Origin of the sequence: Loktanella sp. IMCC34160, assembly GCF_004145845.1 — a bacterium.
Lineage (GTDB): Bacteria > Pseudomonadota > Alphaproteobacteria > Rhodobacterales > Rhodobacteraceae > SELP01.
Map to the genome: position 1 here is coordinate 311,391 of NZ_SELP01000003.1, position 20,286 is coordinate 331,676.

General features: G+C 61.4%; 17 protein-coding genes. 10 read left to right on the plus strand and 7 right to left on the minus strand.

Features of this window, described 5'->3' with window-relative positions; translation table 11 throughout:
- The first annotated feature begins 9 nt into the window (after window positions 1–9).
- The 3 genes from EU803_RS09765 to EU803_RS09775 all read left to right on the plus strand — a co-directional run bounded on the left by EU803_RS09765 (window position 10) and on the right by EU803_RS09775 (window position 3,626).
- Window positions 10–645, plus strand: coding sequence for an RNA-binding protein (locus EU803_RS09765; protein ID WP_129682755.1), 636 nt, complete (start codon window positions 10–12; stop codon window positions 643–645).
- Window positions 642–3,137 (plus strand): translation initiation factor IF-2, encoded by a 2,496-nt coding sequence (gene infB, locus EU803_RS09770; protein ID WP_129682248.1) that lies wholly within the window; start codon window positions 642–644, stop codon window positions 3,135–3,137. Before EU803_RS09765 ends, infB begins: the two co-directional genes overlap by 4 nt.
- Window positions 3,138–3,257: 120 nt before the next feature.
- Window positions 3,258–3,626 (plus strand): hypothetical protein, encoded by a 369-nt coding sequence (locus EU803_RS09775; protein ID WP_129682250.1) that lies wholly within the window; start codon window positions 3,258–3,260, stop codon window positions 3,624–3,626.
- A 27-nt stretch (window positions 3,627–3,653) separates the two neighbouring features.
- Here EU803_RS09775 and mutT read toward each other — a convergent pair whose 3' ends face one another.
- Genes mutT through EU803_RS09790 form a run of 3 tightly spaced genes read right to left on the minus strand, consistent with a single transcriptional unit; the run spans window position 3,654 to window position 6,118 of the window.
- Complete coding sequence (mutT, locus tag EU803_RS09780; RefSeq protein WP_129682252.1) at window positions 3,654–4,058, minus strand: 8-oxo-dGTP diphosphatase MutT; 405 nt, start codon at window positions 4,056–4,058, stop codon at window positions 3,654–3,656.
- Complete coding sequence (gene argJ, locus EU803_RS09785) at window positions 4,055–5,269, minus strand: bifunctional glutamate N-acetyltransferase/amino-acid acetyltransferase ArgJ (protein ID WP_129682254.1); 1,215 nt, start codon at window positions 5,267–5,269, stop codon at window positions 4,055–4,057. The genes mutT and argJ overlap by 4 nt, the downstream gene beginning before the upstream one ends.
- A gap of 6 nt (window positions 5,270–5,275) precedes the next feature.
- Complete coding sequence (locus tag EU803_RS09790) at window positions 5,276–6,118, minus strand: peptidylprolyl isomerase (RefSeq protein ID WP_129682256.1); 843 nt, start codon at window positions 6,116–6,118, stop codon at window positions 5,276–5,278.
- Between the two features lie 189 nt (window positions 6,119–6,307).
- On the opposite strand from EU803_RS09790, the gene secA reads away from it, so the two are divergent.
- Window positions 6,308–9,019: a preprotein translocase subunit SecA gene (gene secA / locus EU803_RS09795; protein WP_129682258.1), complete on the plus strand. Its 2,712-nt coding sequence runs from the start codon at window positions 6,308–6,310 to the stop codon at window positions 9,017–9,019.
- 104 nt (window positions 9,020–9,123) lie between these two features.
- The gene (locus tag EU803_RS09800) at window positions 9,124–10,179 is read left to right on the plus strand and encodes a hypothetical protein (RefSeq protein WP_129682260.1); all 1,056 of its coding nucleotides are present in this window, start codon (window positions 9,124–9,126) and stop codon (window positions 10,177–10,179) included.
- On the opposite strand, the gene radC is transcribed toward EU803_RS09800, so the two are convergent.
- From radC to EU803_RS09820, 4 genes are all read right to left on the minus strand, one after another.
- A complete protein-coding gene (radC, locus tag EU803_RS09805) occupies window positions 10,176–10,961 on the minus strand; it encodes a DNA repair protein RadC (protein ID WP_129682262.1) in 786 nt (261 codons plus the stop codon). The two genes, EU803_RS09800 and radC, sit on opposite strands and share 4 nt — an antisense overlap.
- Before the next feature lie 56 nt (window positions 10,962–11,017).
- A complete protein-coding gene (gene dnaJ / locus EU803_RS09810; RefSeq protein ID WP_129682264.1) occupies window positions 11,018–12,169 on the minus strand; it encodes a molecular chaperone DnaJ in 1,152 nt (383 codons plus the stop codon).
- An 82-nt stretch (window positions 12,170–12,251) separates the two neighbouring features.
- The gene (gene dnaK / locus EU803_RS09815) at window positions 12,252–14,162 is read right to left on the minus strand and encodes a molecular chaperone DnaK (protein WP_129682266.1); all 1,911 of its coding nucleotides are present in this window, start codon (window positions 14,160–14,162) and stop codon (window positions 12,252–12,254) included.
- Window positions 14,163–14,374: 212 nt separating this feature from the next.
- Window positions 14,375–15,196 carry an ABC transporter permease gene (locus EU803_RS09820; protein ID WP_129682268.1) on the minus strand — a complete coding sequence of 274 codons (822 nt, stop codon included), beginning with the start codon at window positions 15,194–15,196 and terminating at the stop codon, window positions 14,375–14,377.
- 133 nt (window positions 15,197–15,329) lie between these two features.
- On the opposite strand from EU803_RS09820, the gene cysQ reads away from it, so the two are divergent.
- From cysQ to EU803_RS09845, 5 genes are all read left to right on the plus strand, one after another.
- On the plus strand, window positions 15,330–16,127 hold the full coding sequence (cysQ, locus tag EU803_RS09825; RefSeq protein ID WP_129682270.1) for a 3'(2'),5'-bisphosphate nucleotidase CysQ: 798 nt from the start codon (window positions 15,330–15,332) through the stop codon (window positions 16,125–16,127).
- Window positions 16,127–16,927, plus strand: coding sequence for a manno-octulosonate cytidylyltransferase (locus EU803_RS09830; RefSeq protein ID WP_129682272.1), 801 nt, complete (start codon window positions 16,127–16,129; stop codon window positions 16,925–16,927). Before cysQ ends, EU803_RS09830 begins: the two co-directional genes overlap by 1 nt.
- A 202-nt stretch (window positions 16,928–17,129) precedes the next feature.
- Window positions 17,130–18,023, plus strand: a complete 894-nt coding sequence (gene galU / locus EU803_RS09835) for a UTP--glucose-1-phosphate uridylyltransferase GalU (protein ID WP_129682274.1) — start codon at window positions 17,130–17,132, stop codon at window positions 18,021–18,023.
- A 26-nt stretch (window positions 18,024–18,049) separates the two neighbouring features.
- Window positions 18,050–19,033, plus strand: coding sequence for a UDP-glucose 4-epimerase GalE (galE, locus tag EU803_RS09840; RefSeq protein ID WP_129682276.1), 984 nt, complete (start codon window positions 18,050–18,052; stop codon window positions 19,031–19,033).
- A gap of 45 nt (window positions 19,034–19,078) precedes the next feature.
- Window positions 19,079–20,101 carry a glycosyltransferase family 2 protein gene (locus EU803_RS09845; protein ID WP_129682278.1) on the plus strand — a complete coding sequence of 341 codons (1,023 nt, stop codon included), beginning with the start codon at window positions 19,079–19,081 and terminating at the stop codon, window positions 20,099–20,101.
- The last annotated feature ends 185 nt before the right edge of the window (window positions 20,102–20,286 follow it).

Here is a 20,286-nt window from a genome sequence, read left to right on the forward strand (position 1 = left end):
TTAACCGCAATGGCGCGTGGTGGCCACAACAAGGACCGGTCCGAAGAGACCGAACGCCGGTGTATCGTCACCGGTGAGGTCCAGCCCAAGACGGGGTTGATCCGTTTCGTGATCGGCCCCGATGGGCAGGTCGTGCCCGATATCCTGGAAAAGCTTCCGGGTCGGGGCATGTGGGTCACGGCAAGTCGCGAAACCATCGGGAAGGCGGGCAAAGGCCAGTTTTCCCGGTCGGCGAAACAGCCCGTGACCGTGCCCGACGGGCTGGTCGATGAGGTCGAGCGGCAGCTTGCACGACGGGTGGTGGATCTGGTGGCGATGGCCCGCAAGGCCGGGCTCGCGGTCTGCGGTTTCGAAAAGGTAAAAGGGTGGCTGGCAGGCGGCGCGCAGGTGCGTGTTCTCATGCAGGCCTCCAACGGGTCCGAGCGCGGCAAGGCCAAGCTCTGGACCCCCGAAGGCGCCCGCTATTTCGGCTGTTTGACGGCCGAGGAATTGGGTTTGGCATTTGGGCGCCAAAGTGTGATACATGGCGCGCTCGCGACTGGCGGACTCAGCAACCGTGTTGTAGAGGAAGCCCTGAAGCTTAAGGGCATGCGCGAAGAAGACGGCGGCAAAGCGGCTGCCGGAAAGGAAAAAGTAGCTAAATGAGCGATAACGACGGCAAAAAGACTCTGGGTCTCGGTGGCTCGCGGCCTTCCAACGTGAAGCAGAGCTTCAGCCATGGCCGGACCAAGAACGTCGTGGTGGAAACCAAGCGCAAGCGCGTGGTGGTGCCCAAGCCGGGTGCCGCCGGGGCTGCCGGTGCGTCCGCCTCGCCAGTGAAAAGCGACCCGTCCAAACGTCCCGCCGGGATTTCGGACGCGGAACTTGAACGCCGGATGAAGGCGCTGGCCATGGCCAAGGCCCGCGAGGCCGAGGAATCCGCCAAGCGCGAAGCCGAGGAAAAGGCCCGCGCGGAAGAACGCGAGCGCCGCCGCGCCGAGGTCGAGGCCAAGGAGCGCGAGGACCGCGAGCGTGAAGAGCGCGCCCGGCAGAAGGCCGAGGAAGAAGAGCGCAAGAAGCTCAAGGCCGAGGAAACCGCCCGCAAGGCTGCTGCTGCCGCGCAGGAAGTTCCTGCCGCTGGGGATGCTGCCGCCGCAGGTGGACCGCGTGCGCCGGCCGGTGCCCGAAAGCCCGACCGTGAACGGGATCGCGGCGATGCGGGCAAAACCGCCCGGGTCAAGCCCGGCCGTGAAGATGAAGGCCGCCGGTCTGGCAAGCTGACCCTGAACCAGGCGCTGTCTGGTGAAGGCGGCCGCCAGCGGTCGCTTGCGTCGATGAAGCGCAAGCAGGAGCGCGCCCGTCAAAAGGCGATGGGCCAGCAGGTGGAACGCGAAAAGGTCGTGCGCGACGTTCAGGTGCCCGAGGCGATCGTGGTTGGCGAACTGGCCAACCGGATGGCGGAACGGGTTGCGGACGTGGTCAAGGCGCTGATGCAGAACGGCATCATGGCCACCCAGAACCAGACCATCGACGCTGATACCGCGGAACTGATTGTCGAGGAATTCGGCCACCGCGTGGTTCGCGTGTCCGACGCCGATGTCGAGGACGTGATCGACAGCGTCGAGGACAAGCCCGAAGACCTGCAGTCCCGGCCGCCGGTCATCACCATCATGGGCCACGTCGACCACGGCAAGACCTCGCTTCTGGATGCGATCCGGAACGCGAATGTCACCGCTGGCGAAGCGGGCGGGATTACCCAGCACATCGGCGCCTATCAGGTGACAACCGAAGGCGGGGCGGTTCTGACCTTCCTTGATACCCCCGGCCACGCGGCGTTCACGTCGATGCGGGCACGGGGTGCGCAGGTGACGGATATCGTCATCCTTGTGGTCGCCGCCGACGATGCGGTGATGCCGCAGACGATCGAGGCGATCAACCACGCCAAGGCCGCCAAGGTTCCGATGATCATCGCGATCAACAAGTGCGACAAGGAAAGCGCGAACCCCGATAAGGTCCGTACCGACCTTCTGATGCACGAAGTCGTGGTCGAAAAGATGTCCGGCGATGTGCAGGACGTCGAGGTGTCGGCCGTGACTGGCAAGGGTCTGGACGAACTGCTGGAAGCCATCGCGCTTCAGGCGGAGATCCTTGAACTGAAGGCCAACCCCGAACGGTCCGCCAAGGGCGCGGTGATCGAAGCCCAGCTTGACGTGGGCCGTGGCCCGGTCGCGACCGTTCTGGTCGAGAACGGCACGCTGCGTCAGGGCGACATCTTTGTCGTGGGCGAACAGTGGGGCAAGGTCCGCGCGCTGATCAACGACCGTGGCGACCGCGTGCCGGAGGCCGGTCCGTCGGTTCCGGTCGAGGTGTTGGGTCTGAATGGCACGCCCGAGGCCGGCGACGTTCTGAACGTCGTCGATACCGAGGCGCAGGCCCGCGAGATCGCCGACTACCGCAAACAGGCCGCCAAGGACAAACGCGCCGCCGCCGGTGCCGCGACGACCCTTGAACAGCTGATGCAGAAGGCCAAGGACGACAAGAGCGTTTCGGAACTGCCCATCGTGGTCAAGGCCGACGTGCAGGGTTCGGCCGAGGCGATCGTTCAGGCGATGGAAAAGATCGGCAACGACGAGGTGCGCGTGCGCGTGCTGCACTATGGTGTGGGTGCGATCACCGAAACCGATATCGGCCTTGCCGAAGCATCGGGTGCGCCGGTCATCGGCTTTAACGTCCGGGCCAACGCGCCTGCGCGGAACGCCGCCAACCAAAAGGGCGTCGAGATCCGCTACTACTCGGTCATCTATGACCTTGTGGACGATGTGAAAGCGGCCGCGTCCGGCCTGCTGTCCGCCGAAATCCGCGAAAACTTCATCGGCTATGCGTCGATCAAAGAGGTCTTCAAGGTGTCCGGCGTCGGCAAGGTTGCGGGCTGTCTGGTCACCGAAGGGGTCGCCCGCCGGTCCGCCGGTGTCCGCCTGCTGCGCGACGACGTGGTGATCCACGAAGGCACGCTGAAGACGCTGAAGCGCTTCAAGGACGAGGTGAAGGAAGTCATCTCGGGCCAGGAATGCGGGATGGCGTTCGAAAACTACGACGACATCCGCCCGGGCGATGTAATCGAAATCTTCGAGCGGGAAGAAATCGAACGGTCGCTTTGATCAGTCGAACCAATCGCAAAAGGGCGGCTCAATCGAGCCGCCCTTTTTGTTTGCGAAATGGTCTCTATGACGGACAGAACAGCCTGTTAGTCAGGTTAATGATCCGGTAGCTATTTTGACATGACCCGCTGGAACCAACTGCTCGAAGACCCTCGTCTGAGGCAAATTTCGAGGCTCCCCTTCGACAAAGCAGAGGCGGAGGCCAAGAACTTCATCGCCGAGGTTGGTTGCTCACTTCCAGCAAAGGTTCTGGCTCTATTAACTAGCTCCCATGGTGCTGAACCTTCCAAGGTTTCTGAAGATACCGTGGATCACCTTGATCGACTATACTTCGAGTTGGAGGATGCCGGCGAGGAAGCGGAGTCGAGGCTCGCTTTCTCAGCGGCTCGATTAGCATCAGCTTACACGTATTTGCGCGATGCAAGAACAACAGACGACCTGATGCACGCTGTGTATGAAGCTCATCACGCAGCCATGTCGAGCAAGTAGAGGCCCACAGCGGTTACCTGGCTCTAGCTAAAGCCAATCCCTCAAGATCGGGATCAGGGGGATGTCGGCGGGGGGCATGGGGTAGTCCCGCAGGTCTTTGGCCCGCACCCATTTGAGCGTTTGCCCCTCTTGCGCGACGGGCGTTCCTTCCCATCTGCGGCAGGCAAACAGCGGCATCAGCAGGTGGAAATCGTCATAGCTGTGGCTGGCGAAGGTCAGCGGCGCGAGGCAGGAGGACCATGTGTCGATCCCCAGTTCCTCGTGCAATTCCCGGATCAGCGCGGCCTCGGGCGTCTCGCCCGCTTCCACCTTGCCGCCCGGAAACTCCCACAGCCCCGCCATGGATTTCCCTTCTGGCCGCTGGGCCAGAAGGATCCGCCCGTCGGCGTCGATCAGCGCCACGGCAGAGACAAGGACGACCTTTTTCGTCACGACCGGTAGTCCGCGTTGATGTCGATGTAGCCGTGGGTCAGGTCGCAGGTCCAGACGGTCGAGGCGCCATCGGCAAGCCCGAGGTCCACGCCGATGACCAGTTCCTGCCCCTTCATATAGGCCGAGGCCGCCTCTTCGCTGTAGGAGGGCGAGACCCAGCCGTTTTCGGCGACGGTAATATCGCCAAAGCGGATCGACAGGCGGTCGCGGTCGGCCTCTGCTCCGGATTTTCCGACAGCCATGACGACCCGGCCCCAATTCGCGTCTTCCCCGGCGATGGCCGTTTTGACCAGTGGTGAATTGGCGATGGCCAGCGCGACCCGGTGGGCATCGGCGTTGTTGCGCGCGCCGGTCACGGCGACCTCGACGAATTTCGTTGCGCCTTCGCCGTCGCGGACGACCTGATGGGCAAGGTCCATCATCACGGATTTCATCGCCGCTTCGAAATCGGCGTTGCCGTCGCAATTGGCCCCCGATGCTCCGGTCGCACCGACCAGAAGCGTGTCCGAGGTCGATGTGTCGCTGTCGACCGTGATGCAGTTGAAGGTTACGTCGGTCAGGCGGCTGACCACATCCTGAAGCGCGGCGCGGCTGATCTTGGCGTCGGTGAAGATATAAACCAGCATCGTCGCCATATCGGGCGCGATCATGCCCGAGCCCTTGGCGATGCCTGCGATTCTCACCGGCTTGCCGTCCACGGTGATCTCGGCACTGGCACCCTTGGGAAAGGTGTCGGTGGTCATGATCGCCCGTGCCGCCGCCTCGATCCCGCCGGCATCCAGCGTGCTGTTGAGGTGTTCCAGTTTGGCGATGATCCGATCGTGCGGCAGGGGTTCGCCGATCACCCCGGTGGAAGAGGTGAAGACCCGCCCCGCATCCGTGCCGGTGACCGAGGCAACTGCCGCGGTGATTTCGGCCACTGACCGTTCCCCGGCCCCCCCGGTGAAGGCGTTGGAATTGCCAGAGTTCACGAGGATCGCGGCCGGTCCGGTGCCGTCCTGCCCGATCTTTGCCTCGCAATCCCGAACCGGGGCGGATCGCGTGGCGGACCGGGTGAAGGTGCCCGCCACAACGGACCCTTCAGCCAATTCGGCAAGCATCACATCCGTGCGCCCCTTGTAGCGCACCCCGGCGGCCACGGTGGCAAATCGAACTCCGTCAATGACGGGCAGCGACGGAAAGGCGGCGGGGGCAAGCGGAGAGATGGCCATGGGTGATTATTCGTCCAGAAGATCAAGGTTGCCGAGAATCGCGGGGTCGAACGCCCCTTCCTCTGGCAGCGAGATTTCCGCGCTTTCCTGCAAGTCGGCAAGGGCGGAATCGATCGCCTCTTGCTGAATCTGGGCGACGAGTTCGTCGCGAACCTGATCCAGGCCGGGGGCTTCCTTGATCCGGCTGTCGTTCAGTTTCACGACATGCCAGCCAAACTGGGTCTGGACCGGTTCGGAAATGGCGCCGACCTCGAGCCCGACAACGGCGGCTTCGAATTCCGGCACCATCATGCCCGGACCAAACCAACCGAGCTCTCCTCCGTTCGGACCAGACGGGCCGGTCGAAATCTCGCGCGCCGTCTCTGCAAAATCGGCGCCTTCGTTCAGCCGGACGATGACGGCGGCGGCCTCTTCCTCGGTCTCAACAAGGATATGCGAGGCGTTGAACTCGTATTCCGGTTCGGCATTGGCAAAGCGTGCCTCGTAGGCGGCCTGAAGCGCCTCTTCGGTGACGGCGGAATCGGTGATGTCGCTGATAATCTCGCCGGCAAGCATCGACCGAAGCTGGACATCAATCGCGATCTGAACCCGCGCCGGAGTTTCCTGCATCTGGTCCGCCAGAAGCTGTTGCTGGACCATCTGGTCGATCAGGCCCTCCCACAGCACGTCGGCCGGCAGCTGTTGATACTGGGCGGGCAATTGGGTGCGGGCAACGATCAGTTCACCAAGCGTGATATCCGTTCCGTTCACCGTCGCAACGACCGTCTGCGCGGTCGGGTCTTCGGCCAAAACGGCGGTCGATGTGACCGCAAACAGTCCGGCGGCAAGAATGGTGGCAGATTTCAGCATTTGTTGATCCCTTGCTTGGCCTCACGGGGTCGCGCGGCGTTGACACTCCATAACCCGGCCCTTACATCCTTTGCAGGCTCCGAGGGGGCCGTCTTGGACCCTGTTTAGGCTGCTGTCCCGGGGCCTACAAGCAACCTCCTCATCATATAGACGTCAGTTAGGCTCCGGTCTCCGGGGCATGGAGAGAACATGCTGGGTATCGGAACGCTTGCCAGGAAGGTTTTTGGCACCCCGAACGATCGCAAGGTCAAGGCAACCCGTCCGATCATAGACAAGATCAACGCGCTGGAGCCGGACTTTGAAAAACTGTCCGACGAGGGGCTGAAAGCAAAGACCGAGGAACTGGCAAAGCGGGCGATGGGCGGCGAAAGCCTTGATGCGCTTCTGCCCGAAGCCTTCGCCAACTGCCGAGAGGCCGCGCGTCGTGCGCTTGGCCTGCGGGCCTTTGACGTTCAGTTGATGGGCGGCATCTTCCTGCATCAGGGCAACATCGCCGAAATGAAGACCGGCGAAGGCAAGACCCTTGTCGCGACCTTCCCGGCCTACCTGAATGCGCTGAACGGCAAGGGTGTGCATGTCGTTACTGTGAACGATTACCTTGCCCGTCGTGACGCGGAATGGATGAGCAAGGTCTACGGTGCGCTTGGCCTGACCACCGGCGTGATCTATTCGCAGCAGCCCGAGGTCGAGAAGAAGGCCGCCTATAACTGCGACATCACCTACGCCACCAACAACGAACTTGGGTTCGACTATCTGCGCGACAACATGAAGTCCGAACTGGGCCAGATGATGCAGCGCGGGCATAACTTTGCCATCGTTGACGAAGTCGACTCGATCCTTGTGGACGAGGCCCGGACACCGCTGATCATTTCCGGCCCGTCGCAGGACCGGTCGGATCTTTACGTCACCATCGACAAGATGATCCCGGACCTGAAGGACGAGCATTTCACGCTGGATGAAAAGGCGCGCTCGGCCACCTTCACCGATGATGGCAACGAGTATTTGGAACGGAAACTGCGGTTCGAAGGTCTGCTGCCGAAAGAGCAGAGCCTTTACGACCCTGAAAGCACCTCGCTTGTTCACCACGTGAACCAGGCGCTGCGCGCCCACAAGCTGTTCCAGCGCGACAAGGACTATATGGTGCGAGACGGTCAGGTCATGCTGGTTGACGAATTCACTGGCCGGATGATGGTTGGCCGCCGCCTGTCCGATGGTCTGCATCAGGCGATCGAAGCGAAAGAAGGCTGCCAGATCCAGCCCGAGAACGTGACGTTGGCCAGTGTTACCTACCAAAACTACTTCCGTCTTTATTCCAAGCTTGCGGGCATGACCGGCACGGCGCTGACCGAGGCCGAGGAATTCATGGAAATCTACAAACTGGGCGTGGTCGAGGTTCCGACGAACCGCCCCGTTGCCCGGATTGACGAACACGATCAGGTGTATCGCACGGCCAAGGAAAAATACGACGGCATCGTCAAGGCGATCCAGGAAGCCCACGCAAAGGGTCAGCCGATCCTTGTCGGCACCACTTCGATCGAGAAGTCCGAACTTCTGTCGAACCTTCTGACCAACGCGGGCATCAAGCATAACGTTCTGAACGCCCGTCAGCACGAACAGGAAGCGCAGATCGTTGCCGACGCCGGCAAGCTTGGCGCGGTGACCATCGCCACAAACATGGCTGGTCGTGGGACCGACATCAAATTGGGCGGCAACGTCGAATTCAAGGTGATGGAAGCCATTGCCGCCAACCCCGATGGCGACCACGCGGCGATCCGCGCCCAGATCGAGGCTGATCACAAGGCGGACGAAGACGCGGTGAAAGCCGCTGGCGGTCTGTTCGTTCTCGCCACTGAACGCCACGAAAGCCGCCGGATCGACAACCAGCTGCGCGGCCGGTCCGGTCGTCAGGGTGACCCGGGGCGGTCCTCCTTCTTCCTGTCGCTTGAAGATGATCTGATGCGCATCTTCGGGTCCGAGCGGCTCGACAAGGTGCTGTCGTCGCTTGGGATGAAGGAAGGCGAAGCAATTGTTCACCCTTGGGTCAACAAGTCGCTTGAACGGGCCCAGGCCAAGGTCGAAGGCCGCAACTTTGACATCCGCAAGCAGCTTCTGAAGTTTGACGACGTGATGAACGACCAGCGGAAGGTCATTTTCTCGCAGCGCCGCGAAATCATGGAGGCGCAGGATCTGGAAGAGATCGTCGCCGACATGCGCCATCAGGTTGTCGATGATCTTGTCGATCAGCACATGCCGCCCCGGTCCTACGCGGATCAGTGGGATGTGGAAGGTCTGGCCAACGATTCCAAGGCGTTTCTGGGCGTGGATGCGCCGGTTGCCGAATGGGCGGCCGAGGAAGGCGTGGACCAGTCCGATCTGAGCGAACGTCTGATCGAAGCTGTCGACAAGTCCATGGCCGAGAAGGCAGCGGTGTTCGGTGCCGAGACGATGCGGTCCATCGAAAAGCAGATCCTTCTGCAAACCATCGACGCGAAATGGCGCGAACACCTTCTGACGCTTGAACATCTGCGGTCGGTCGTCGGGTTCCGGGGCTATGCCCAGCGCGACCCGCTGAACGAATACAAGACCGAAAGCTTCCAGCTGTTCGAATCCCTTCTGGACGGTCTGCGGACCGAGGTGACCCAGAAGCTTGCGCAGGTGCGCCCGATGACCGAGGAAGAACAGCGCGCGATGATGGACCAGCTGCGCGAACAGCAGGCCCGGCTTCAGGCGCAGGCAAAGGCCGCCGCGGCCGGACCTGCGGCAGGTGCTGCGGCTGCTGGCACGGCGCTTGCAGGGTTCGACGAAACCAACCCGGCAACTTGGGGAAACCCCGGCCGAAACGACCCCTGCCCCTGTGGATCGGGCGATAAATTCAAGCACTGCCACGGCCGTCTCGCCTGATCGCCGCCGCAATTCGGTCGGAATCTTTCCCTGTGGTCGTCCTTCGGGCGACACTTTGAAACGGCAGTCTCCTTCTCAAACCTATGGTGGAGAGGGAGACAGTCATGTCCCAGGCCCGAAAGATTGCTATGGCGGGCGGCACGTTTGCCGTCGCGCTTGGCATCGGTTTCGTAATGCAGAACGGCGATGCGCTGGCGTCGCGGTTCGGGTCGGCGTCGGACCTTCCTCCGCCCATCCCGGTCGAAGCGCCGCAAGTCGAGACCGTCGCAGTTGTTGAGCCCGCGATCGAGGAACCTGCGCCCTCCGAGGCCATGATCGAGCCGGTTCTGGGCTCTGCCATGGCGATGCCCGAGCCGGAATTGTCCGCGCCGGAAACCGTCGAGGCCCCTTTGCAACTGGCCGCCGTGGAGATGGACGCACCGGCCATTGCGCCCGATGTTCAGGCCCCGCTGGTTGCGCCGGTCGAACAACAGGCTGAAGTTGACTGCACCCCGTCGATGTTTGCGCAGTCCGGCGCGTCGGCGATGGTGTCCATCGACATCGACGCCCCCTGCCATCCCAGCGCCCGGTTCACCGTGCACCATCAGGGGATGATGTTTACCGATGTGACCGACGGCGAGGGGCTCGCCCATGTCGACGTGCCCGCATTGGCCGAAATGTCGGTGTTCATCGCCGCCTTCCCCGGCGGGGATGGGGCCGTTGCCACCGTCACCGTCCCGGATGTGTCCGAATACGACCGTGCCGTCCTGCTGTGGCAGGGTGACAGTGGTCTGCAAATCCATGCGCGGGAATTCGGCGCTGAATACGGGTCCAAGGGCCATGTCTGGAACGGTGCCCCCCGGTCGCCCGAGGCGGCGGAAATGGGTGGCGGGTTCCTTGTCCGGCTTGGCAAGGACACGCTGGAAAACCCGATGATGGCCGAGATTTATACCTTCCCGACAGGGGCCGCGCCGCAAAGCGGGCAGGTGATCCTGTCTGTCGAAGCAGAGATCACGGCCGGAAACTGCGCCCGCGATGTCGCCGCGCAAAGCATCCAGATCGCGCCGGACATGGAAACCAATGCGCTGGATCTGAGCCTGACGATGCCGCCTTGCGATACTGTCGGGGATTTCCTGGTCCTCAGCACGATGCTGAACGACCTGACAATCGCCTCTCGCTAGATCAGCCCCTCTGCCCGAAAGCTCAACTCGCGGGATTTGCCGATAATCAGATGGTCGTGCAGCGTTATTCCAAGCGCCTGCGCGGCCATTTCAATCTGACCGGTGATCTGGATATCGCTGTCGGACGGGGTCGGGTCGCCTGACGGGTGGTTGTGCACAAGGATCAGGGCGCTGGCGTTCAGTTCAAGCGCCCGCTTGACCACCTCGCGCGGGTAGACCGGCACATGGTCGACCGTGCCGCGCGCCTGTTCCTCGTCCGCGATCAGGGTGTTTTTCCGGTCAAGAAACAGGATGCGGAATTGTTCGGTGTCCCGGTGCGCCATGACCGTGTGGCAGTAATCCAGAACCGCATCCCAGCTGGAAATCACGTGCCGTTGCATGACCCGGGCCCGGGCAAGGCGTTGCGCCGCGGCCTCTACGATCTTCAGTTCGCAGATCACGGCGTCGCCCACCCCTTCCACCCGCGCCAACTGACCCGGCGCGGCGGTGACGACACGATTGAAATCGCCAAACCGGTCCATCAGCCGCCGGGCCAGTGGTTTCACGTCCTGACGGGGAATTGCCCGGAACAGCACCAGTTCCAGCATTTCGTAGTCCGGCAGCGCCGCCGCCCCGCCGGTCATGAACCGGTCGCGAAGCCGCTTGCGGTGATCCTTGATATAGGACGGCAATCGCGCGCCCGCCGTCGCCGCAGGCACGATCTGCACCTCGTCCCGGTCCAGGGGGTCGGGGTCGAAAAACGGAAGCTGTGCTTCGGCAAAATCGCGGCGCGTCTGGCTCATGGCCGCAGACTGCCGCGGAATCGGTTAGCAGGGGGTTAACGGCCCCCTGCCGACCATCAGCCCTTCATCGAATCCCAGAAGCTTTTTACCGAGGAAAAGAAGCTGGAGCTTTGCGGGTTGTTTTCTGCGCTCAGGTCGTCGAATTCCCGCAGAAGTTCCTTCTGCTTCGCGGTCAGTTTGACCGGGGTTTCAACGACCAGCTCGATGAACATGTCGCCCTGGCCTGCCCCACGCAGGGCGGGCATCCCCTTGCCGCGCAGGCGCATTTGACGGCCGGATTGGCTGCCTTCGGGAACCTTGACCCGGCTGCGGCCACCGTCGATCGACGGGACTTCGATGTCGCCGCCCAGCGCCGCCGTGACCATCGACACGGGCACCTGACAATAAAGGTTCATGCCGTCGCGTTCGAACAGCTTGTGGGCGCTGACCTCGATAAAGATATAAAGGTCGCCCGACGGGCCGCCACGCAGGCCGGCCTCGCCCTCTCCGGCAAGCCGGATGCGGGTGCCGGTTTCGACGCCGGCGGGGATGTTGACCGACAACGACCGTTCCTTTTCGACGCGGCCATGGCCGTGGCACGTCTTGCAGGGGTTCTTGATGGTCTGGCCCATGCCCTGACAGGTCGGGCAGGTGCGTTCGACGGTGAAGAAACCCTGCTGCGCACGGACTTTGCCCATGCCCGAACAGGTGGGACAGGTGACAGGCTCGCTGCCGCCCTCGGCACCGGTGCCGTCACACGACCCGCAGGCGACCGAGGTCGGGACGTTGATGGTTTTCTGCATGCCCTTGTAGGCATCTTCGAGCGAGATCCGCAGGTTATAGCGCAGGTCATTGCCACGCGTGGCCCGGCTGCGCGCGCCGCCAGCGCCGCGTCCGCCCATGAAGTCGCCGAACAGATCGTCGAACACATCCGAGAAGGCCGAGGCGAAATCGCCCTGCCCCCGGAACCCTCCACCGGGATGGCCGCCGCCGCCCATGCCGTTTTCAAACGCGGCGTGGCCAAAGCGGTCGTAGGCGGCCTTCTTGTCCGCGTCCTTCAGCACTTCGTAGGCTTCGTTCGCTTCCTTGAACTGGGCCTCTGCATCGGGGTTGTCTGCGTTCCGGTCGGGATGCAGTTCCTTGGCCTTCGTGCGATAGGCCTTCTTGATCTCTTCGGCCGTGGCGCCCTTCGAGACCCCGAGCGTTTCGTAGTAATCGCGTTTCGCCATGAGAGAGGTGTTCCTTCGGGAATGAAAAGACCGGCCCGGTCAGATCAGGCCGGTCTTTCCCGTTTCACCACATGCGCTGGGATTACCCGCGCTTGCTGTCGTCAAGATCCTCGAAGTCTGCGTCGAGGATATCGTCTTGGTCACCGGCATCCGCGGCCTTGGGGCCTTCGTCGCCCTCGGCCTCGTCCTGGCTGGCCTTGTAGATCGCCTCGCCCAGCTTCATCGCGGCTTCGGTCACGTTCTGGATACCGGCCTTGATCTTGTCCGGGTTGTCATTTTCCAGTTCGTCCTTCAGCGCGGCAATGGCCAGTTCGATCACCTCGACGGTCGAGGGGTCGACCTTATCGCCGTGATCCTCGATCGACTTTTCGGTCGAATGGATCAGGCTTTCGGCCTGGTTGCGGGCCTCGACCAGTTCACGCCGCTTCTTGTCGGATTCGGCGTTGGCTTCGGCGTCCTTGACCATCTTTTCGATGTCCTCGTCGGACAGACCGCCCGAGGCCTGGATGGTGATCTTCTGTTCCTTGCCGGTGCCCTTGTCCTTGGCAGAGACGGACACGATCCCGTTGGCGTCGATGTCGAAGGTCACTTCGATCTGCGGCATGCCGCGCGGCGCCGGCGGGATGTCTTCAAGGTTGAACTGGCCAAGCATCTTGTTGTCGGCCGCCATTTCCCGTTCGCCCTGGAACACGCGGATGGTCACGGCGTTCTGGTTGTCCTCGGCGGTCGAGAAGACCTGAGACTTCTTGGTCGGGATGGTGGTGTTGCGGTCGATCAGGCGGGTGAACACGCCACCCAGCGTTTCGATGCCCAGCGACAGCGGGGTCACGTCGAGAAGGACAACGTCCTTCACGTCACCCTGAAGCACACCGGCCTGAATGGCGGCACCCATGGCGACCACTTCGTCCGGGTTCACCCCCTTGTGGGGTTCCTTGCCGAAGAACTTGGTCACCTCTTCGATGACTTTCGGCATCCGGGTCATACCGCCGACCAGCACGACCTCGTCGATGTCGCTGGTGGACAGGCCCGCGTCTTTCAGCGCGGCCTGGCACGGCTTGATCGAGGCCTTGATCAGGTCGTTGACAAGGCTTTCCAGCTTGGCGCGGGTCAGCTTCATCACCATGTGCAGCGGCTGACCGTTCGACCCCATCGAGATGAACGGCTGGTTGATCTCGGTCTGGCTGGAAGACGACAGTTCGATCTTGGCCTTTTCAGCGGCTTCCTTGAGACGCTGGAGGGCCATCTTGTCGCTGGTCAGGTCGACGCCGTGCTCTTTCTTGAACTCGTCCGCAAGGTAGTTGACGATCCGCATGTCGAAATCTTCACCGCCCAGGAAAGTATCCCCGTTGGTGGATTTCACTTCGAACAGGCCATCGTCGATTTCAAGGATGGTCACGTCGAAGGTGCCGCCGCCAAGGTCATAGACGGCGATGGTTTTGGTTTCGTCCTTGTCGAGGCCATAGGCCAGCGCGGCGGCGGTCGGTTCGTTGATGATCCGCAGAACTTCAAGCCCGGCGATCTTACCCGCGTCCTTGGTTGCCTGACGCTGGGCGTCGTTGAAGTAGGCGGGAACGGTGATGACGGCCTGCGTCACTTCTTCGCCAAGGTAGCTTTCGGCGGTTTCCTTCATCTTTTGCAGAATGAAGGCGGAAATTTGCGAGGGGCTGTATTTTTCGCCGCGGGCTTCGACCCAGGCGTCGCCGTTGCCGCCGTTGATCAGCGCGAACGGCAGGTTCTTCTTGTCCTTGGCCAGATGTTCGTCATCGTACCGGCGGCCGATCAGGCGCTTGACGCCAAAGATCGTGTTATCCGGGTTGGTGACGGCCTGACGTTTTGCAGGCTGACCGACAAGACGCTCTTGTTCGGTGAATGCGACGATAGAGGGCGTGGTCCGCGCCCCTTCGGAGTTTTCGATCACCCGCGGCTTCGAACCATCCATGATGGCGACGCAGGAGTTGGTGGTCCCGAGGTCAATCCCGATGACTTTTCCCATTGTTCAAATCCCTTCTACAAGCGGTTTGAGCGGCACGAACCCGGCTCAGGCATCCGCGCCTTTCTGGTTTGCGCCCACCGGGCAGAGCCCTGTGAGCGGATCAAGCGGTATATAGGGAGAGGCCAAGGCCCCTGCAACGGGGTCGAAGGCCCAAACTGTCACAAAAATACAACTTGGCTGTCCGCCACGCCGATCCCCGGCCCGCGCGGCCCTTAGCGAGAGGCGTCCCAGCTGAGAGAGGCGGTCTTCCGGGTGACGAATTCGGCCATCATGCCGACCATGAAGATCCCGAGGGTCAGGTAAATCGGATAGCTGATCGAGGTTACGTGCGGCGTGTAGTTCAGAAAGATGAACCCGCGCGCCTGATCGATCGTGTGAAACAGCGGGTTCCACCAGAAGAAGGGCAGCAGGCCCGCGGGCATGAGGTTGGCGACGAACATCTTGCCCGATGCGACCATGTTGGCCCGCGAATAGACGGACTGTGCGACTTTCGTGAAATTCGGCATCCAGGGTTTAATCGCAAGAAAGATCAGCCCAATCGCGACCCCGGACAGCCACGACAGGATAAGCATCCCCATTGCGCCAACAGGATCGTCAATTTCGACCGGGCGCACGATCACATGGTAGCCGAACAGCACCGTGATCAGCGACAATATCTGCAGGTAAAGCGAACTGAGCGCCCCGGCCGAAATCGTGATGATGGTATTGAGCGGCGCGTGCTTCATGATGGAATTGGTCGCGCCCTCTGCGCCGTAGACCGCGCCGATTGCCTTGGTGTGGGTCAGGAACAGGAAGATGCCGGACATGATGTAGATCATGTAATCGCCGGGGATCGGCGAAGACCGCATGCCGAAAAGCGAAAACATGAAATAGAAGGCCGCGACGAAAACGATGGTCTGAAGAATATTCAGCAGCAGCCCGACGATGGCATTGCGATGGGTCTTGCGGACGTTGCGAACCGTGCTGTGAAAGATCAGCTCTGCCATGTTGAAGGCGGTAACAATCGCAGAATTCTGGGTGTTGCGTTCAAACATGATCCGGTCCTGCCACGGGCGCCTTATTGCCCTCATACCCACGAATTTCTTGCCGTTCGCTTACCGCAGCAGCATAAGGGGCGCGCCCCGGCAATACAACAATCCTGACATTGACGCGCAAGGAGCAGGCGAGATGGATCTTCACAAACTGACAGAGGTGATGCGCAGGCTTGCGCTGGAGGCCGGTGACAAGATCATGGAGATCTACGAGTCCGACGATTTCGAAGTGAAAAGCAAATCCGACGAAAGCCCCGTGACGATTGCCGATGAGGCCGCGGATGCGCTGATCTCTGCCGGGCTACGGGCGGCCTTTCCCGATGTCCCCCTTGTGACCGAAGAGCAGGCGGCATCGCATGGTCAGTCGGTGTCCACTTTTCTGATTGTCGATCCGCTGGACGGCACGAAGGAGTTCATCAACCGGCGCGGTGATTTCACCGTAAATATCGCTTATGTCGTTGACGGGTCCCCTGTGCGTGGCGTTGTCTATGCCCCGGCAAAGGGTCGGCTGTTCTATACCGATGCGGGTGGGAACGCGGTTGAAGAACAGGGGCCGTTCGACAAGGAAATCGCGGGCCAACTGTCCCCGATCCGCGTGTCGAAGCCGGACAATGATGCCCTGCTGATCGTCGCGTCCAAATCCCACCGCGATCAGGCGACCGAGGATTACATCGCGAAATACAAGGTCAAGGACAGCCGCAGCGCGGGGTCGTCGCTGAAATTCTGTCTGGTCGCAACGGGCGAGGCCGATCTTTACCCGCGCGTCGGGCGGACGATGGAATGGGATACCGCCGCGGGCCACGCCGTTCTGTGCGGGGCGGGCGGGGATGTCGTCCGTTTCGACAACCATCAGCCCCTGCGCTATGGCAAGGACGGGTTCGCCAACCCGTTCTTCATTGCCTATGCGCCCGGCGTCGATCTGAAGGAAGCCTGATGTCTACGTTGATCGTTATTCCCGCCCGCTTTGCCTCGACCCGGTATCCGGGAAAGCCCCTGGTTGAACTACGCGGTGCCAACGGAGAGGCAAGAAGCCTGATCCAGCGCAGCTGGGAGGCGGCAATGGCGGTCGACGGGGTGGATCGTGTCGTTGTCGCTACCGATGATGACCGCATCCGGTCCGCGTCAGAGGCATTCGGGGCCGAAGTCGTCATGACATCAACCGCCTGTCGCAACGGGACAGAGCGATGTGCCGAAGCCCACGACGCGTTGGGCGGTGGATATGACATCATCGTCAACCTTCAGGGCGACGCGCCGCTGACACCGCACTGGTTTGTGGAGGATCTGGTTCGGGGTCTTCAGGACAACCCGACCGCCGAGGTGGCGACACCCGTCCTCAAGACCGATGGTGCCGCCCTTAATGGCTTTCTGTCCGACCGTCGCGCGGGCCGCGTCGGTGGCACCACGGCGGTTTTTGGTGTGGATATGAATGCCCTCTACTTCTCGAAAGAGGTCATCCCCTACACCGGCCAGACCTATGCGGATGATGCCGAGACGCCTGTTTTCCATCATGTCGGGGTCTATGCCTATCGCCCCGAGCCGCTTGCCGCCTATCCCAACTGGGACATGGGGCCGCTTGAGACGCTTGAGGGTCTGGAGCAGCTCAGGTTCCTTGAGAGAGGTAGACAGGTCCTTTGTGTCGAGGTGGACGGCAAGGGGCGGAAATTCTGGGAGCTCAACAACCCGGAAGACGTGCCACGGATCGAAGGAATGCTCGCTGAGATGGGGGTGGACTGAGTCCTATATGCCACTTTTGAAATAATTCGATTTCCTGAACTTAGAGGCAGGAAACCTGAAAAACTCGCGTTCTATTGAAGTTTGACGCGCAGGCCGGATGTTTCCCCTGACATTTCATTCATTGTTGCCATTTTGTGGCCACCTTCATGAGTGATAGAATGGGCCGTACGAGTGGACCGCACCTGTGCGGAATGAGGGGAAAATGAAGAAGAAAGTTACCAAGGCGGTTTTTCCGGTTGCGGGATTGGGGACCCGGTTTCTTCCGGCAACAAAGTCGGTGCCAAAAGAGATCATGACGCTGGTCGATCGCCCGTTGATCCAATACGCGATCGACGAGGCGCGCGCCGCAGGGATCAAAGACTTCATTTTCGTCACATCGCGGGGCAAGTCGGCGCTGGAGGATTATTTCGATACCTCGCCCGAGCTTGAATCGACCCTGCGCAAGTCCGGCAAGGCCGAGCTGCTGCAAACTCTGAGATCGACGTATATGGATAGTGGGGCGATTGCCTATATCCGTCAGCACAAGCCGCTTGGCCTGGGTCATGCCGTTTGGTGCGCCCGCAAGCTGATTGGGAACGAACCCTTCGCCGTGATCCTGCCAGACGATGTGATCGCCGCTGACAAACCGTGCCTTCAGCAGATGGTCGAAGCCTACGCGGAAACCGGTGGGTCCATGGTTGCCGCCATGGAAGTTCCGCCATCCCAAAGTTCGTCCTACGGGATTCTCGATGTGACGTCGGAAAAGGGACCGGTCGCAACTGTTGGCGCGATGGTCGAAAAACCCGCTCCGAATGAGGCGCCGTCGAACCTTGCGGTCATCGGGCGCTATATTCTTTCCCCGAATGTCCTGCGCAACCTTGGCAGCATCGACAAGGGCGCGGGTGGTGAACTGCAACTGACCGACGCGATTGCCGCTGAAATTGATCAGGGTCGCGGCGTGTTTGGCTATCGGTTTGATGGTCAGCGGTTCGATTGCGGATCGAAAAGCGGTTTCCTTCAGGCGACTGTCGCCTTTGGCCTTGCCCGGGACGACCTGCGCGCCGATTTCGAAACATACCTGCATGAGCTGATTGCCATGCGGCAGGCGGCGCAATAGCCCCCAGTCCGGCAGGAGGAAGTTCCGTGACGACAGTTCTGGTCACCGGGGGTGCGGGCTATATCGGCTCTCATACCTGCAAGGTGCTGAAGGCCGCGGGCTATGTGCCTGTGACCTACGACAATCTTGTTACCGGCTGGCGCGACGCCGTGAAATTCGGTCCCTTCGAAGAAGGCGACCTGCTGGACCGCGCCCGTCTGGACGAGGTCTTTGCCGCCTATAGCCCCGCGGCTGTCATGCATTTTGCCGCGCTCAGCCAGGTCGGCGAAAGCATGGTCAATCCCGGCGCCTATTGGCGCAACAACGTGGTCGGCAGCCTGACCCTGATCGAGGCGGCGGCTGCGGCGGGTTGCCAGAACTTCGTCTTTTCATCGACCTGCGCGACCTATGGCGATCAGGACGGGGTGGTGCTGGACGAAGACAGTGTCCAGATGCCAATCAACGCCTATGGGGCGTCCAAGCGCGCGATCGAAGATATGCTGGAAAACTTTGGCGCCAGCCACGGGTTGCGGTCGGTCATCTTCCGCTATTTCAACGTGGCCGGGGCCGACCCCGAAGCCGAGATCGGGGAATTCCACCAGCCGGAAACACATCTTATTCCGCTGATGTTGGATGCGATCACGGGAAAACGGGATGCGCTGACGATCTATGGATCGGACTATGACACCCCCGATGGCACCTGCATTCGCGATTATGTTCACGTGATGGATCTGGTCGAAGCCCATGTTCAGGGCCTGAAATGGTTGGAGTCCGGCAAGGAAAGCCGGGTGTTCAACCTTGGCACAGGCACCGGGTTTTCGGTGCGCGAGGTCGTTGCACAGTCCTCGGCGGTCACGAATGCCGATGTTCCAGTCATCGAAGGCAACCGCCGTCCGGGCGACGCGACCCGGCTTGTCTCGGGTAGCCGCCGCGCGACCGAGGAACTCGGTTGGACACCGGACCGGTCGACGCTGCCGCATATGATCGCCGATGCCTGGCGATGGCATCAGAACGGGCATTATGACAAGTAACCGCCCTGGGTTAGTCTGACACCTGAAAGAGGGACGGATCGCCCGATGGAGACGCGCACGGAACTTTGGACGGCCTACAAGCTGCGCATAAAGCGCCGCCGTCTGTTGTTTCGGGCGCTGCGCAAACGGGGCCAGTTGTCGGTGGTTGCGAACAGGACCGACCAGATCGCGCCCGGGGACATCCTCGCCGCGGTGACGGTTCGGAACGAGGTGGCGCGGCTTCCCTATTTCCTTGAGCACTACAGGCGGTTGGGCGTCGCCCATTTCTTGTTCGTCGATAACGGCAGCGACGACGGAACCCGCGCTTTGCTGGCCGATCAGCCGGATGTCTCGCTTTGGGAGACGGGCCATAGTTACCGGCTGTCGCGGTTTGGTCTGGACTGGCTGACGTGGCTGAAGGCCCGCCATGCCCATGGTCATTGGTGCCTGACCCTCGATGCGGATGAACTGTTGATCTATCCGCATCACGACACGCGGCCACTTTCGGCGCTGACGGAATGGCTTGACCGCCAAGGGGCCGAGGCGATGCCGGCCATGATGCTGGACATGTATCCGCGCGGGCCACTGGGCGGTCAGGCCTATGCCGCCGGCCAGAACCCGACCGAAGTGCTGGGATGGTTCGACGCCGGAAACTACATGATCCAGCGGCAAGAGCCGTTGCAAAACCTATGGATTCAGGGTGGGCCACGGGCGCGGATGTTCTTCGACGATGATCCGCGGCGGTCGCCGACCTTGAACAAGGTGCCGCTGATCAAATGGAGCCGCCGGTATGTCTATGTGAATTCGACCCACGCGGCGCTGCCCCGCCGGTTAAACCGGACCTACGCAGAGACCGGGGGCGAGGGTATTTCGGGCCTGCTCTTGCACACGAAATTCCTGCCCGAAGTCGTGGCCAAATCGGCCGAGGAAAAACAGCGGCAAGAGCATTTCAACAACAGCGCCCTGTATGACGATTACTATGACGGGCTGGTCGCGCAGCCGGACCTGTGGTGCCCCCATTCGACTCGATTTCGCGGATGGCGCCATTGCGAGGCGCTTGGGCTGATGTCGCGGGGGGCGTGGATATGACTTCTGCCTTGAACTACAGGAGTTTACGGAACCGGAGCGCTTGCATATTGTTTCCCGAAACGAAACAAGGCGTGACCGGGTGCGCAAAGGATAAGAGTTTCGGGTCGGGACAGTGCCCGGAGGTTTGTGAGCAACATGTTAAGGGTGACGGTGTAGGACTGGCCATGCCAGTATTGAACCGGGCA